The organism is Clavibacter sp. VKM Ac-2872 (assembly GCF_015351105.1).
Classification (GTDB): Bacteria; Actinomycetota; Actinomycetes; order Actinomycetales; family Microbacteriaceae; genus Clavibacter.
On record NZ_JADKRR010000002.1, the window covers coordinates 180,467 to 195,203 of the forward strand.

The following is a 14,737-nucleotide window of genomic DNA, read 5'->3' on the forward strand; positions in this document are numbered from 1 at the left end:
CGTGGACTGCAGTTTCGTCGACGTCGGGTGCAACACCTCGAAAGTCGTCGCCGACGCGATCGAGCAAGGAGCCACGAACACCCTCAAGCAGCTGATGGACGCCGCCCTGACGACCTTCGGCCAGGTCATCGCGTCCCTCGGCACCATGTGGGTGTACGTCCCGGCGCCGGAGTTCACGAAGGGTGCCGCCTCGACCGACGGCTACACGGCGAGCGAGACCGTCACGAGCGACTTCGACACGCTGCTCGGGTACATCGCGTGGATCGGGCTCATCGTGGCCGTCCTCTCGATCATCGGCTTCGCGATCCTCTACATGCGCGCCCGCTCCGCGGAGACGGGCATGGACGCGCTCGGACGGCTCGGGCTGGTGCTCGGCGGCGTGTTCCTCATCACCAGCGCGTCGTCGCTGGTGGCCTGGGTCATTCCCAAGACGGCCCCGGACGGATCCACCACAGCCGTGGGGTTCCTGCAGAACTCGACCTGGTTCGTCGTCCTCGCGATGGCGGTCGGTTCGGTGATCCTCGCGGGCATCCGGCTGGCGTGGACGCAGCGCGCGGACCCGGTGCGCGAGCTGCTCCGGTCCCTGGTCACCCTCGTGATGGTCTCCACCATCGGGCTCACGGTGATCCAGCTGGCCGTCCGGCTCGGTGACGCCTTCGCCGTCGGCGTGCTGAACGCGTCGACCAAGTGCGACGTGGCGGTCGTCGGCGGGAGCTGCTTCGGCAGCAACATGGCGCTGATGATCCAGCTGACCGCGGAGTCGCCGCTGGGGACCATCGGGGTCCTGATCCTCGCCCTCATCGCCATCCTCATCTCGTACATCCAGATCGGGATGATGATCATCCGGTCGGCGATGCTCGTGCTCCTCGCCGGGATCCTGCCGCTCACCGCCAGCTTCACGAACACGCCGACCGGGAACCAGTGGTTCCGGAAGTCCCTCGGATGGCTGACCGCGTTCATCCTCTACAAGCCCGCCGCCGCCCTCGTCTACGCCGCCGCGTTCCGCCTCATCGGCACCGACCTCTTCGCGAAGGACGGTCAGGGCGTCTGGGCCGTGCTCACCGGGGTGGCGCTCATGCTCATCGCGCTCGTCGCGCTGCCCGCTCTCATGCGCTTCATCGCGCCGATGGTCGCTCCGGCCGGCGGGGTGTCGGGCGCTGCGGTGGCCGGTGCGGTGATGGGCGGGGCCGGCGAGGCCGCGTCCGGGGCGATCAAGCAGGCCGGATCCATGGCGAGCAGGTCGAACGGCGGCGGAGGTGGCGGCGGCAGCGCGGGCGGCGGTCCGTCGGGTGCCGCCAACGCGAGCGCCGGCGCACGCAGCGGCACCGCCGCCAAGGGCGCGGCAGCCGGAGCCAAGGCCGGCGCCGGCGCGAGCGGCGCGGCAGCGGGCGGTGCCGCCGGCGGAGCGGCCGCCGCCGGAGCCGCGGCGGCGGGCCCCATCGGCCTCGCCGCGCTCGGCGTCGCGAAGCTCGCCGAGGGCGCCAAGAAGGCGGCGCACGCCACGAAGGGCGCCGTCGAGGACGCCGCGGGAGAGGGCCCCTCGGGGGCCAGGTAGGGACACGGATCCATGAGCGCCATCGAGGGACGCGCCACCGCGCGCACGTACGGCAACTGGCGGAAGCCGCGCACCCGCGGCGTCGGCGGGCTCGGCATGTTCCCGACGATGTTCGGGTTCGCCGGGGCCGTGATGGTCATCATCGTCGCCACCAACAAGGGACTCGTCGCCGGGGTGATCACGGCGGCGGTGTTCGCCGGCGTGCTCGCGGCGGTCGCGGTCAAGGACAAGCACGGGGAGTCGGGGATGATCCGGATCATGAACCGCGCGGGCTGGCTGTTCGCCCGCAACCGCGGCGCGCACCTCTACCGCTCGGGGCCGCTGGGCTTCGCGGAGTGGGGCACGGCGCAGCTGCCGGGCCTCGCCGCGGGATCCCGCCTCACCGAGTGGAAGGACTCGTACGGCCGGCCGTTCGCGCTCATCGAGGTGCCGTCGACGAACGACTTCACGGTCGTGCTGGGGGCCGAGCCCGACGGATCCGCGCTCGTCGACCAGGAGCAGGTCGACATCTGGGTCGCCGAGTGGGGCTCCTGGCTCGAAGCGCTCGCCGACGAGCCCGGCCTCGTGGCCGCGTCCGTCACGCTCGAGACCGCGCCCGACACCGGCACGCGGCTCGCCTCCGAGGTGCTCGGGCGCATCGACGACCGCGGATCCGAGTTCTCCAAGAGCGTGCTGCGGAAGATCGTCGCCACCTACCCGGCGGGCGCCGCGACCATCAAGGCGTACGTCGCCATCACCTTCGCGGGCGCCACGCGCACCGGCGCCGCCCGCCGCAGCGCCGAGGAGGTCGGCCGCGAGCTCGCGTACCGGCTGCCCGGCCTCACCTCGGGCCTCTCCTCCACGGGCGCGGGCGCGGCCCGGCCGCTCACGGCGCAGGACCTGTGCGAGGTGGTGCGGATCGCCTACGACCCGGCCGCGGCGATCCTCATCGACCAGGCGAACTCCGCCGGCCAGGCCACCGAGCTGTACTGGCCGGAGGTCGGGCCGACCGCGCACCAGGCCGCGTGGGACTCCTACCGCCACGACTCCGCGCTCTCCGTGTCGTGGATGATGTCGCAGGCGCCGCGCGGGAACGTCGGCGAGTCGATCCTCTCCCGCCTGCTCGCGCCGCACCGGCACATCGCCCGCAAGCGCGTCACGATGCTCTACCGGCCCATCGACCCGGCGCGCGCCGCCGCCATCGTCGAGGCCGACAAGCGCGACGCCGAGTTCCTCGTCGGGTCGACCAAGAACCCCACGGGCCGATCGCGCAAGGACGTCATCGCGGCGTTCGCGAACGAGTCGGAGGAGTCGGGCGGCGCGGGCCTCGTCAACTTCGGGATGGTCGTGACCGCCACGGTGCAGGATCCGGCCACCATCGAGGACGCGCGCGCCGCGGTCGACAGCCTCTCCGCGCAGGCCCGCATCCGGCTCCGCGTGGTGCACGGCTCGCAGGACTCCGCGTTCGCCGCCGGCCTGCCGCTCGGCCTGGTGCTGCCGCGGCACCTGGCGATCCCGCACGACATCCGGGACCAGCTGTGATCCGCCGCCACCTCGCCGCCGCCCGCCCGGCGACCGCCGCCCGCACCGAGAGGAGCCGCCGTGCCCGCGCTTGACCAGGGATCCCGCAAGGTCGCCACCCGCCGCACCCGGAAGCTCGCCGCCGAGGCCGCCCGCGCGGCGTCCGAGGCCGAGACCCGTCCCGAGGCGCCGCGGCCGACCCGGGCGGAGCGCCGCGCCCTCCGCACCGCCGCCCGCTCCCACCGCCGCCCGTCCCCGCGCGGCTGGCTCGGCCGGGCCCGCGGCGAGACCGTCCTCGTGCAGCCCGCCCCGGAGTGGCGCGGCACCACCGTGCAGGTGTGCGGGCTGTGGCCGTACGCGGTCGGATCCAGCAGCCCCATCAGCGGCGTGCCCCTCGGCCTGCACCTCGACACGGGCGCCACCGTGTGCGCCGACCCGATCTCGTGGTTCCAGTCCGGGATCATCTCGAACCCGTCGATCTTCGCCCTCGGACTCCCGGGCCTCGGCAAGTCGACGCTCATCCGCCGCATGTGCGTGGGCGGCGACGGCATGGGCTACCTGCCGCTCGTGCTCGGCGACCTGAAGCCCGACTACGTCGACATGGTGCACGCGCTCGACGGCCAGGTCATCACGCTCGGCCGGGGCCGCGGGCACCTCAACGTGCTGGACCCGGGCGGCGCGATCGAGGCCGCCGAGCAGCTGCGCGCCGCGGGCTTCGAGCAGGAGCGGCAGCGCCTCATCGCCGACGCGCACGGGCGCCGCAACACGATGGTCTCGTCCCTGCTGACGATCCTCCGCAAGCAGGCGCCCGACGACGTGGAGGAGTCGATCATCGACGCGGCCCTGCGCGTGCTCGACGACGAGTTCCCGGGCATCCCCGTGCTCGCCGACCTGCTGCGCGTGATCCAGGACGCCCACCCCGCCGTGCGCGACGTGGCCGTGGACCGCGGCGATCTCGGGCGCTACCAGGAGATCACCCGTGGTCTCGAGGCCAGCCTCATCAGCCTCACGCGCGGCGGCCGGCTCGGCGAGATCTTCGCGCAGCAGACCGACGTCGCCATGCGGCACGACCGGCCGGTGGTCTACGACGTGTCGTCCATCGACGAGTCGGACACCGACCTGCAGGCCGCTGTGCTCCTCGCCTGCTGGTCGCAGGGCTTCGGCACCGTGAACGTGGCGACCGCCCTCGCCGACGCGGGCCTCCAGCCCCGCCGGCACTACCTGATCGTGATGGACGAGCTGTGGCGCGCGCTCCGCGTGGGCAAGGGCATCGTCGACCGCATCGACTCGCTCACGCGCCTCAACCGGCAGCGGGGCGTGGGGCTCGCGATGATCACGCACACCATGTCCGACCTGCTCGCGCTCGCCGACGAGCAGGACCGGATGAAGGCGCGCGGCTTCGTCGAGCGCGCCGGCATGGTCGTCGCGGGCGGCCTGCCGCGCGCGGAGATGTCGATGCTCACGCAGGCCGTCGCCCTGTCGCGTTCGGAGCAGGACCTCGTGATGTCGTGGCAGAACCCGCCCGGATGGTCGCCCGACCAGGAGCCCCCGGGACGCGGGCGGTTCCTCATCAAGGTCGGCGGGCACCCCGGGATCCCCGTGCACGTGGAGCTCACCGAGGAGGAGCGGCACATCAACGACACCAACAAGGCGTGGCACGCGACCGAGTCGTTCCCCGAGCCCGACGAGGCGACCGGGCGGCCGCCGGAGCCGGCCGGCGACGGGGCCGCCGACGGGTTCGCGGCCGAGCGCGAGACCGTGGAGGCCGGCGCCGCATGAGGGCCGAGCAGACCAACCGCCGGGCCGAGCCGGGGCGCGCGAACCCGGGCACGATCATCGCGACCTGGGCGATCGGCATCGCCGCCGGCCTGCTCGCGTCTGCCTGGGCCGGGCTCGCCGCGGCGCACGCGCTCACGGGCCAGGGGGCGGCGCTGCCCGCGGATCCGCTCGCCGTCGCCATCGCGCTGAAGAAGGGCGAGGTCGCGTGGACCCCGCTCGCGGTCGTGATCGCCGTGGTCGTCGCCGCGCTCCTCACGGCGCTCGCGGTCGCCGTCGCGCGCGCCGTCCGCGGCTTCGGTCGCGGCCGCACGCGCGTCGACCGCAGCGCGCGCTACCTCGCCTCCGCGTCCGACCTCGACGAGCTGCACGAGCGCGCGTCCCTCGCGAAGGCCGCGCGCCTCGGCGTGCCCGGGCGTCCGGGGCTGCCGCTCGGCCGCGACCTCCGCTCCGGCGGCATGGTCTACGCCTCGTGGGAGGACGTGGTCGTCGGCATCGCCGGGCCCCGCGTCGGCAAGACCACCTCGCTCGTGGTGCCCGCGATCCTCGCGGCGCCCGGCGCCCTCGTCACCACGTCGAACAAGCCCGACGTCGTGCGCGCCACGCGCGATCTCCGCCAGGGCGTCGGCACCGCGTGGGTGTTCGACCCGCAGCAGGTCGTGGACGAGGAGCCGACCTGGTGGTGGGATCCGCTCTCCTCCGTCGTCGACGACACCTCCGCCGCCAAGCTCGCCGGGCACTTCGCCGCGGGATCCCGCGAGCCCGACGACCGCGGCGACGCCTTCTTCGACGCGGCAGGCAAGGACCTGCTCACGGGCCTCCTGCTGGCGGCGGCGCTCGACCGCCGGCCCATCACGGACGTGCTCGGCTGGCTCACGGATCCCGACGAGCGCGAGATGGTGGGCATCCTCCGGTGCAGCGGCTACCCGCTCATCGCCGACGACGTCGAGAGCGCGTCGCGCACCTCGCCCCGGCAGCGCGACGGCGTGTACGCGACCGCCCGCAAGATGGCGTCGTGCGTGCGCAGCAGCCGCATCAACAGGTGGATCACGCCGGCCGGCGGCGACGCGGCCGCGGATCCCCGCCCCCGGCTCGACCCCGACGCCTTCGTGCGCTCCACCGACACCCTCTACTCCCTCTCGGTGGAGGGCGAGGGCACGGCCGCGCCGCTCGTCACGGCGCTCACGGTCGCGATCGTCGAGGCCGCCGAGCGCCTCGCCCGCACGCAGCCGGGCGGCCGCCTGGCCACGCCGCTCGTCTGCGTCCTCGACGAGGCCGCGAACGTGTGCCGGTGGAAGGAGCTGCCCGACCTGTACTCGCACCTCGGCTCGCGCGGGATCCCGGTCATGTCGATCTTCCAGTCGTACGCGCAGGGCGTCGACGTGTTCGGCCGCGAGGGCATGCGCAAGCTCTTCAGCGCCGCGAACGAGGTCGTGTACCTCGGCGGCGTGAAGGAGGCGGAGTGGCTGCGGGAGCTCTCGGAGCTCATCGGCGACTACGACCACGAGACGGTCTCCAGCTCGACGACGCGCGGCGTGCGCTCGACCAGCGTGCAGAACGACCGGCGCCGGATCCTCGACACCTCCGAGCTCGCGGAGCTGCCCCGGGGCCGCGCCGTGCTGCTCGCGTCCGGTGTGCGCGCCTCGATGATCGCGACGGTGCCGTGGATGGACGGCCCCGAGGCGGCCGTCATCCGGGCCTCGCTCGCGGCCGCCGACGCCCGCGCGGTATCCGGTCCTGCGGCGGCACCGGGGGCCGCGTCGTGACGGACGCGTTCGGCTGGGGCGACGCGCCGGCCGCGTCCGGGGAGCCGGTCTTCGCCGACGTCGACGCGTTCGTGCGCGGGTTCCTCGCGCCCGCCTACCGCCGCGAGGTCAGCCCGCGCGGCGAGAGCCGGTGGGATCCCGAGTGGTGGCGCCACCCCGAGGCCGTCGCGCGGCTCGAGGCGCTGTGGCTCGCGTGGGAGGCCCTCCGGCTCGAGGGCGCGACCGGCATGAGCGTGTGGTGGCGGGATCACGCGGACTACCACCTCGCCGTGCTCATGGGCCCGACCGGCCCCTTCGCGCGCACCTCCGCCACCACCGAGGCCGGGGAGCCGCTCCCGTGCGCGCCGCGGCCGGAGCCCGGGCCGATCGGAGCCGCCTCGTGAGGCGCGAGGTGCCGGGCTGGTTCCGCCTGCTGCTCTGCTGGCCGGCGCTGCTCGTGCTCGGGATGGGGCTGCTCGGCCTCCTCACCGCGGTGGCGGATCCGTCGGTGCTCACGCGACCCGAGACCCTCATCCCCGGGCTCGTGCTCCTCCTCCTCTGCGTCGCGGCCGTGCGGACCCTGATCCGCGGCGCGCGCGTGCTCGCGGGCATGGTCCGCGGCGCGCGGCACGAGCTCGCGCGACCGGCCCGCGAGGCCGAGGCCGCGCAGGACCTCGCCGTCCGGAGCGCGGCGGGCTGGGCGGAGGCGTGCCGACTCCGCGCGTCGCTGCTGCGCGGGGAGCGCCCGCCCGGCTTCCCCGTCTGGGACGTCGTCGCCGAGCCCGGGGAGGTGTTCCTCTACGACGTGGAGGCGGACTACGAGCGGTACTACGGGCAGGACGTCACGTACACGCGCTCGAGCGGGTTCCTCGTCGGGAGCCCCGCGTTCGTGTTCGGCGGGATGGCGGTCGCGGCCATCGGGAACGCATCCCGGAGGAGCGCGGCCGAGGCGCAGGCCGCCGAGCAGTGGCGCGAGCTGCAGCCCGTGCGGCTCGTGATCTCCGACCGGCGGCTCCTCTGCCAGGTCGGCGGCAGGTGGCTCGCGTTCTGGTACGCGGGCATGACGGCGGTCTACCCCGAGGTGGCCGAGTGGGCGCTCGTCTGCCAGTTCCCGGACGTCGAGCCGCTGCGCCTCCGCGGCGTCGACGCCCCCATCGCCGCCGTGCTCACGGTGCTCGGCACGCAGGGCCTCGACGCGGTCCGCGACCACCCGAGCCTGCAGCCGCTGGGGGCGACCGGATCCTGACGCGGCGCCGGCGCCGGCTGGGATCCGCCGCTCAGGCGCCGCCCGCGTAGCGGACGCACACCGCCGACACGTCGTCGCCCAGGGTGCCGCGCGCGGCGGCCGCGGCGGCGGCGTCCGCGATGCGCTGCACGGTCTCGGCCGCGTCCTCGGCTGTGCGCACGAGGTCCACGAGCGGGGCGACCGAGTCGAGGGATCCGTCGAAGAGGTCGAGCGCGCCGTCGGTGAAGACGAGCAGCCGGTCGCCCGGGGCGATCGCGCCCGGGTGGGTGGCCCAGCTCGCGTCGGGCACGACGCCGAGCGGCAGGCCGAGCGCCGGGAGCATCTCGTGCGAGCCGTCCGCACGGAGCAGCACGGTGAGGCCGTGGCCGCCGTCCGCGTAGGAGAAGGCGCCGGTGGATCCGTCGATGCGGCAGTGCAGGAACGTCGCGAACGTCTCGGTGACGTCGAGGTCGGCCTGCAGCTGGGCCTGCACCGCGGTGACCGTGCGCTCCGCGTCCGGGCCGCGATGCGCCTGGAACGCCGACCGCACGGCGGACGCGAGGATCGCGGCGCCCGCGCCCTTGCCCATCACGTCGGCGATGGTCAGGTGCAGCCCGTCGGGGTCCTCGCCCCACGCGTAGAAGTCGCCGCCGACACCGCGGGCCGGGAGGCTGATGCCGGCGAGGTCGAAGTCGGGCCAGAGCGGCCGGTCGACGGGCAGGAGCCGCCGCTGGATCTCGCCCGCGAGCTCCTCGTCCCTGCTGTCGCGCAGCTCGCGCTCGACCCAGGCGCCCATCTCGTCGAGCAGCTTCTCCTGCGCGGGCGCGAGGTCGCGCGCCTCGGTGTCGACGAGGCAGAGCGTGCCGACGGTCTGGCCGCCGGAGAGGAGCGGGCGGCCGGCGTAGAAGCGGATGTGGCGGGGACCCGTGACGGTGGTCCGGTGCGCGAAGCGCTCGTCCTGGGTCGCGTCCGGCACGACCAGGATCTCGGGACTCCGGATGGCGACGTCGCAGAACGACTGCGTGCGGTCCGACAGGAGCGAGACGCCCCGGGGCTGCGGCGACTTCGTGAACTGCTCCGTGTCGCCCACGAGGTTGATCTCGGCCACGGGCACGTCGAACAGCTCGCGCGCGATGCGGGTGACGCGGTCGAAGCGCTCCTCGGCGGTGGAGCCCACCAGCCGGAGGTCCTGCACGGCGCGCAGCCGCGCCTGCTCGTCGGGTGCCGAGGCGCTGCCGGTGGCGCGTCCCGCCGGGTCGGATCCGCCCGAGCGCGCGACGGGTGCCTGCGTGGTCATGTGTCCCCCTGGTGGATCCGGAACCGGTCGCGTCGGGCGGGTGCCGCCCGCCGCACGATCCCCCCGGATCGCGGCGCCTGCGTCGAGTGTATGCCGGGGTGTTCGGAGCGCTGCCCGGATGCGGAGGGCTCTCAGGCGTCGCGACGCAGGACCACCACGGTCACGTCGTCCGGGTTCGCCTGGCCGCCGGCGAGCGCGGTGATCCGTCCCACCAGCTCGTCCGCCGACGCGGACGCGCGCGCCAGCTCGGCCACCTGCTCGACCGCGCGCAGCGTGCCGTCGTAGAGGTCGAGGACGCCGTCGCTGAAGGTGACGATGAGGTCGCCGGGGCCGAGCAGGATCTCGTGGGTCCGCCAGCCGGCCGCCCCCGGCACGCCCACGGGGAGATCCGTCGACTCGAGGCGCTCGTGCGTGCCGTCCGCGCGCACCAGCGCGGAGAGGCCGTGACCCGCGTCGGCGTAGAGGACGGTGTGGTCCTCGGCGCGCACGCGCGCGTGGAAGACGGTCGCGAAGGACGCGGCGGCGCTCATCTCCGCGGTGAAGCAGTCGGAGGTGCGCTCGATGGCGGCGACGGGATCCGGCACGTTCTTGGCGCTGCGCACGACCGCGCGCGCGGTGGCCGCGATGATCCCCGCGCCGACGCCCTTGCCCATCACGTCGCCGAGGGTGAACGCCAGGCCCTCCTTCACCGGGTACCAGTCGAAGAAGTCGCCGCCCACGGCCTTCGACGGCAGGCACGCGCCCGCGACCTGGTAGCCGGCGAGCGGCACGGTCGTCGTGGGCAGGAGCGCCTGCTGCACGATGGACGCCCGGGTCAGCTCCTCCTCGCTCACCCGCTCGCGGTCGCGCGACGCCTCGAGGCTGAGGCGCGTGCGCCGGGACAGCTCGTTGACCACGAGCGCCGCGACGGCGAAGGCCAGGGCGCTGAAGAACCCGCGCCACAGCTCGTTCGCGTTCTGCTGCCCGAGCCGGAGGAGGAGCGGCAGGCCGAGGGTCACGTACACGCCGACGAACGCGACGAGCACGTTCGACCGCCCGGGATTGAGGCTGAACCAGACGACCGGGAGGATGACGAGCGACCCGTAGATCGAGGCGTTCTCGCCCGTCGCGATGCGCAGCATGCCCACGGCCAGGAAGTCGAGCGCGGGCACCAGCTCGGCGAAGCGGGCGAGGTCCGGGCGCCAGGTCACGAGGACGGCGAGGAGGGTGGCCGCCACGATGATCCCGCAGGCGAGGAGGAGCGAGCGCGGCGCGGTCACGCCGAGCGACGGCACGCTGAGGCTCGTGAGGACCGCGAGGACGAAGAGCACCAGCATCGGCAGCTGCTTGAGCGCGGGGGTGGGGCCGGAGGCGCCGGTGGATCCGAGGCGGGCGGCGGACTCGGGGATCCAGGCCGCGCGGCCGACCCAGGCGGGCAGCGAGAGCGCGGCGAGCCGTGACTCGCGCGCGGGCGTGTCCATCAGGACGCCTCGGGCTCGATCCGGGTCCGGCGCACGCTCCACACGTTCTCGCCGCCGACCCGCTCGTAGGTCAGCTCGTCGCAGAGCATCTGCACCATGGCGAGGCCGCGGCCGGACTCGGCGTCGACCCCCGGCATCTCGCGGCGGGCGAGGCGGAAGTCGCCCGGCTCGGATCCGTCGCGCAGCTTGGCGCGCATCACGCCGTCGTCGACCGTGACGCTCACCACGCAGGTGACGCCCTGGCCGTGGTCGGCGTGCTCGATCACGTTCGACGCGAGCTCGACGAGCGCGGTCTCGAACGCCATGCGGTCGAGCGCGCCCACGTCGGGACGGTCGTCCCAGAGGCCCGCGACGAGCTCGTGGACCGCGTCCACGTCGTCGGGCGGGGACTGGAGCGTGAGGCTGCGGGTGGTCTCAGTCACGGTAGGCCGCCTCGGCCGTCGGGGTCGAGACGAGCACGCGGTCGAGGTTGGAGAGCTGGAGCACCATCGCGACCTGCGGGCCGGGTGCCGCGATGCGGAGATCACCGCCGCCGTCGCGCGCCGCGCGGAGGCCCGCGATGAGGGCGCCGAGGCCGGACGAGTCGATGAACTCGACGCCGGCGAGGTCGACGACGATCCGTCGCGGGGCGGGCTCGAGCGCGTCGTGGATCGCCTGCCGGAGATCTGGCGCGGCCGCCATGTTGAGCAGCCCCGTCGCGGTGACGACGGTGACGTCGTCCTCGCGCAGTTCGGTGGCGGTCGTGAGCGCCATGCGTCCCCCTCGTGTGGTCGTGCGCCGTCGTCGGCATCCCCCGATGCACCCGGCGGGCGGTGCCGGTCCCGCGCGGTCCCCCGCCCGGATCCCCTGCCTCCGCCGCGCTCATCCTCTCACTCATCGTGTGGGGAAATACGACCGTCCCGGAGTCCCGTCGCATGTCCGCGCGGCGCATGCGGGTGGCGGGGCGGCCCGCGCCTTCGTTACGGTGCGGGTGATCCCCCGCACGACCACGGCCGCACCGGCCGCACGAGGAGACACCGTGTCGACCGCACCCGAGCACGTCCCCATCGAGCGCCGCATCACGCGGCTGGCGATCGAGACCTCCATCGGCCTGGCCTGGAACGCCGAGGGCGAGATCCGCGGACTGCCGCCGCTCGCGTGGCAGCTCGGCGGCCCCTGGGAGGGCGTGCACTTCTCGGGCGACGCCGACGCGTACGCGCCCGAGGTGCGGCGCGAGGTCATCGAGTCGTGGATCGCGGGGCTCGGCCTCGCCGACGCCATCGACCTCACCGACGGCCCGCTCGCGCGCCGCGGGGACGACATGGTCTGGACGGGCGCGATCGACGAGGTCGTGTTCGAGCTCCGCTACCCGGCGGACTGCACGGATCCGGCCGGGCCGGACGACTAGCCCGCGGGGGCGGCCGACTCCCGCCACCCGGATCCGTCGCGCTCCAGCTCGATGAGCTGCCCGTTCGCCCACACCAGCGACCGCGTGAGCGCGGGCGACCGGCCGAGCGCCGTGAGGTAGAGCACGCGGAGCAGGTAGCCGTGCGCGACCACGAGGGTGGTGCGCGGATCCGACGCCACGTCGTCGAGCACCGCGCGCGCCCGCACGGCCGCCGCCGCCCAGGTCTCGCCGCCGCCGGGCGCTGCGGGCTCTCCGTCGTCGCCCGTCAGCCAGGCTGCGAAGGCCGCGCCGTGCTCGGGCCCGCGCAGCTCGTCGCGCGTGATCCCCTCGAAGCCGCCGAAGTCGAGCTCCACCAGCTCGGGCCGCGGCTCGGGCGCGACGCCCGGCGCGACGCCCTGCTCCTGCAGGATCCGCGCGGTGCTGCGGGCGCGCGCGAGCGTGCTCACGAGGATCCGCTCCACGCCCTCCCCGCGCAGCCGCGCCGCGAGGGGCGCGAGCTGCTCGGCCGCGTCGTCGTCGACGTCGATGTCGGTGCGCGAGTCGTAGCGGTACTCCCGGTTCCAGGGCGTCGGCGCGTGCCGGGTGAGGAGCAGGCGCGCGGGAGGTGCCGGAGGTGTCTGCATGGGTCCATCCAACCGGAGCGCGCGCGGACCGACCGGGCGGACGGAGGGCGCGCGCCTCGTTCTGGGGGCGCGCGGGGACGACCGCCCGGCCGTCGTCGCGGATCCGCGCCCGTAGGGTCGGAGCATGGCCAGCGGCGCGTGGGTGCGGATCCCGTCCCCCGGCACCCGGCAGCGGCTCCTGCTCACCTTCGGCTCGCTCGCCATCGTGTCCCTCTTCCTCTGGACGCCCGCACGCGGGCTCACGCGCATCGTCGACGAGGCCGTCGGGCCGTCTCCGCTCATCCGGGTCGGCCTGCCGATCGTCCTGGCGCTCGCCGTGCTGGGCATCGCGTACCTGGTCGTCGCCGAGCGCACCCAGCCGCCCGCGATCGACATGGCGCGCGGCATCCTCCGCATCGGGCGGAAGGAGTGGGGCTTCTCGGAGATCACCGGCGCCCGGATCGAGCTGGCCGGCGCGGAGGGCGACGACACCCTCATCCTCCGGCTCTCCACCACCGGCGACGAGAGCTGCAGCGTCGTCGTCTCCACGCGCGAGGGCGTGCGGATCGCCGACGACCAGCGCGACGCGCTCCTGGCGGCGATCCGCGGATCCCGCATCGCACCGCCCCGCTCGAAGGACGACCCGCACGGCCGCTTCGCGCACATCGAGTTCCCCGGGCACCTGACGCGGGAGGACACCGCGGCGCTCGTCGACGGCAGCGGCACGGCGGAGCCGATGGCCGCGCGCGGGCAGCGGGGGCAGGGGTCGGGCGCGCCGAACGTGCGCCGGGCGGGGACGACACCCCGCGGCCCGCGGCCGAGCGCCCGCGGGCAGTATGGCGTCGCCGCGTTCGTCATCCTCATCGGCCTCGCCGCGACCGTGATCTCGGTGCTCCACCCCGACGCGCTCTCCGGCCGCCGCGACATCCCGGTGATCGGCATCGCGCTGGTCATGCTGCCGGGCGGGATCGCGTACGCGTGCATCATCCGGCGCGACGCGCGCCGGGCCGCGGAGCAGCGCGCCGCGGTCGAGGCTGCCCGCGTGGATGCGGAGCGCTCCGACGAGGCCGCCCCGACCCGACCCGCCGACGGGAGCTGACGCGTGGCCGACGACGCCTGGGTGCGGATCCCGGCGCCCAGCTTCCGGCAGCGGCTGCTCTTCGGCGGCCTGTGGTTCGTCCTCGTCGCCTGGCTGGGCGCCAACCCCCTCGGCTACCTCGGCCGCCGTCTGGAGGAGGCCGTCGGCGGCGGATGGCCCACCGTCGCGGCGACCGTCGTGCTCGGCGTCGCCGCGGGCGGCGCGATCCTCCTCCTCGTCATCACGCGCCTCACGCCGGCGCTCGACATCGACGCCGGTCGCGGCGTCCTGCGCCTCCGCGGCACGGAGCGCCCGTTCTCCGGGCTCGTCGGCGCCCGCATCGAGATCGCGCAGGTCCCGCGGGAGTCGCGGTACGACGCGCCCCGGAAGGGTCCGCGGCGGGATCCTCTCGTGATCCGCCTCGACCTCGCCGACGGCGCCCGGTTCCGCGTCGTGCTCGCGATCGGCGCGACCGACGCGCTCTCGGCCGAGCGGACGGAAGCGCTCCTGACGGCGGTGCGCGGGTCGCGCATCGCGGCCCCCACCGCGTCCTACGACCCCGACGGCCGCTTCACGCACCTCAACTTCCCGGGCAGCCTCGACCGGGACGCCGCCGTCGCGCTCGTCGAGCATCCGCAGAGCGCGACCGCGCTCCCCCGCTGACGACGCGACCCGGGATCGCCGCCGTCAGATCCGCAGCGAGAACGCCGCCAGCCCCTGCTCCGCGTGCGGCGCGAAGCCGAGCGCACGGTAGAAGGGGTGCGAGCGGTCGCCGTCCTCGGTGCCGCCCGCATCGGTGGTGAGCACGAGGAGGACGCCCGCGGACTGGCTCGCGCGCACGTGCTCGACGAGCGCGCGGCCGACGCCGCCGCGCTGCAGGTCGGGCCGGACGAGGAGGTCCTGGACGTAGCAGATCGTCGCCCCGTCGCCCACGGTGCGCACCAGGCCGACGAGCCGGCCGTCGGCGTCGCGTGCGGTGGCGACGAGGGCGGATGCGGCGAGCGCCCGCTCGAGCCGCTCGGGGTCGCGCGTGTAGACGCTCCAGCCGACGGATCCGTAGAGGTCGAGCAGCTCGTCGCGGGCGGGGATCTCGTCGGCTAGGAGGGTCACCC

At 74.9% G+C, this 14,737-nt stretch carries 15 protein-coding genes; 9 read left to right on the forward strand and 6 right to left on the reverse strand.

Features of this window, described 5'->3' with window-relative positions; all coding sequences use genetic code 11:
- Position 1: 1 nt before the first annotated feature.
- The 6 genes from ITJ40_RS11125 to ITJ40_RS11150 are packed head-to-tail and all read left to right on the forward strand — an operon-like array spanning position 2 to position 7,822.
- A complete protein-coding gene (locus tag ITJ40_RS11125; RefSeq protein WP_194667136.1) occupies positions 2-1,555 on the forward strand; it encodes a hypothetical protein in 1,554 nt (517 codons plus the stop codon).
- Positions 1,556-1,567: 12 nt separating this feature from the next.
- A complete protein-coding gene (locus ITJ40_RS11130; protein ID WP_194667137.1) occupies positions 1,568-3,076 on the forward strand; it encodes an SCO6880 family protein in 1,509 nt (502 codons plus the stop codon).
- A 60-nt stretch (positions 3,077-3,136) separates the two neighbouring features.
- Positions 3,137-4,834 carry an ATP/GTP-binding protein gene (locus ITJ40_RS11135; protein WP_194667138.1) on the forward strand — a complete coding sequence of 566 codons (1,698 nt, stop codon included), beginning with the start codon at positions 3,137-3,139 and terminating at the stop codon, positions 4,832-4,834.
- Positions 4,831-6,597, forward strand: coding sequence for a type IV secretory system conjugative DNA transfer family protein (locus ITJ40_RS11140; protein ID WP_194667139.1), 1,767 nt, complete (start codon positions 4,831-4,833; stop codon positions 6,595-6,597). The genes ITJ40_RS11135 and ITJ40_RS11140 overlap by 4 nt, the downstream gene beginning before the upstream one ends.
- Positions 6,594-6,980, forward strand: coding sequence for a DUF4913 domain-containing protein (locus tag ITJ40_RS11145; RefSeq protein ID WP_194667140.1), 387 nt, complete (start codon positions 6,594-6,596; stop codon positions 6,978-6,980). The genes ITJ40_RS11140 and ITJ40_RS11145 overlap by 4 nt, the downstream gene beginning before the upstream one ends.
- A complete protein-coding gene (locus tag ITJ40_RS11150) occupies positions 6,977-7,822 on the forward strand; it encodes a hypothetical protein (protein ID WP_194667141.1) in 846 nt (281 codons plus the stop codon). The genes ITJ40_RS11145 and ITJ40_RS11150 overlap by 4 nt, the downstream gene beginning before the upstream one ends.
- 31 nt (positions 7,823-7,853) lie before the next feature.
- Here ITJ40_RS11150 and ITJ40_RS11155 read toward each other — a convergent pair whose 3' ends face one another.
- The 4 genes from ITJ40_RS11155 to ITJ40_RS11170 all read right to left on the reverse strand — a co-directional run bounded on the left by ITJ40_RS11155 (position 7,854) and on the right by ITJ40_RS11170 (position 11,311).
- Positions 7,854-9,098, reverse strand: coding sequence for a PP2C family protein-serine/threonine phosphatase (locus ITJ40_RS11155; RefSeq protein ID WP_194667142.1), 1,245 nt, complete (start codon positions 9,096-9,098; stop codon positions 7,854-7,856).
- A gap of 131 nt (positions 9,099-9,229) precedes the next feature.
- A complete protein-coding gene (locus ITJ40_RS11160) occupies positions 9,230-10,558 on the reverse strand; it encodes a PP2C family protein-serine/threonine phosphatase (protein WP_194667143.1) in 1,329 nt (442 codons plus the stop codon).
- Positions 10,558-10,980 carry an ATP-binding protein gene (locus ITJ40_RS11165; RefSeq protein ID WP_194667144.1) on the reverse strand — a complete coding sequence of 141 codons (423 nt, stop codon included), beginning with the start codon at positions 10,978-10,980 and terminating at the stop codon, positions 10,558-10,560. The genes ITJ40_RS11160 and ITJ40_RS11165 overlap by 1 nt, the downstream gene beginning before the upstream one ends.
- Entirely contained in the window at positions 10,973-11,311 is a 339-nt protein-coding gene (locus tag ITJ40_RS11170; RefSeq protein WP_194667145.1) for an STAS domain-containing protein, read from the reverse strand. The genes ITJ40_RS11165 and ITJ40_RS11170 overlap by 8 nt, the downstream gene beginning before the upstream one ends.
- Before the next feature lie 265 nt (positions 11,312-11,576).
- Here ITJ40_RS11170 and ITJ40_RS11175 point away from each other — a divergent pair, with 265 nt between their 5' ends.
- Positions 11,577-11,945: a hypothetical protein gene (locus ITJ40_RS11175; RefSeq protein WP_194667146.1), complete on the forward strand. Its 369-nt coding sequence runs from the start codon at positions 11,577-11,579 to the stop codon at positions 11,943-11,945.
- Here ITJ40_RS11175 and ITJ40_RS11180 read toward each other — a convergent pair.
- On the reverse strand, positions 11,942-12,568 hold the full coding sequence (locus tag ITJ40_RS11180; protein WP_194667147.1) for a histidine phosphatase family protein: 627 nt from the start codon (positions 12,566-12,568) through the stop codon (positions 11,942-11,944). The two genes, ITJ40_RS11175 and ITJ40_RS11180, sit on opposite strands and share 4 nt — an antisense overlap.
- A 124-nt stretch (positions 12,569-12,692) precedes the next feature.
- Here ITJ40_RS11180 and ITJ40_RS11185 point away from each other — a divergent pair, with 124 nt between their 5' ends.
- Both ITJ40_RS11185 and ITJ40_RS11190 read left to right on the forward strand, forming a co-directional pair.
- Entirely contained in the window at positions 12,693-13,646 is a 954-nt protein-coding gene (locus ITJ40_RS11185; protein WP_194667148.1) for a hypothetical protein, read from the forward strand.
- A gap of 3 nt (positions 13,647-13,649) precedes the next feature.
- Positions 13,650-14,288, forward strand: a complete 639-nt coding sequence (locus tag ITJ40_RS11190) for a hypothetical protein (protein ID WP_370532039.1) — start codon at positions 13,650-13,652, stop codon at positions 14,286-14,288.
- A gap of 24 nt (positions 14,289-14,312) precedes the next feature.
- Here the strand turns inward: ITJ40_RS11190 and ITJ40_RS11195 are convergent, their stop codons facing one another.
- The gene (locus tag ITJ40_RS11195) at positions 14,313-14,735 is read right to left on the reverse strand and encodes a GNAT family N-acetyltransferase (RefSeq protein WP_194667149.1); all 423 of its coding nucleotides are present in this window, start codon (positions 14,733-14,735) and stop codon (positions 14,313-14,315) included.
- Positions 14,736-14,737 lie beyond the last annotated feature (2 nt).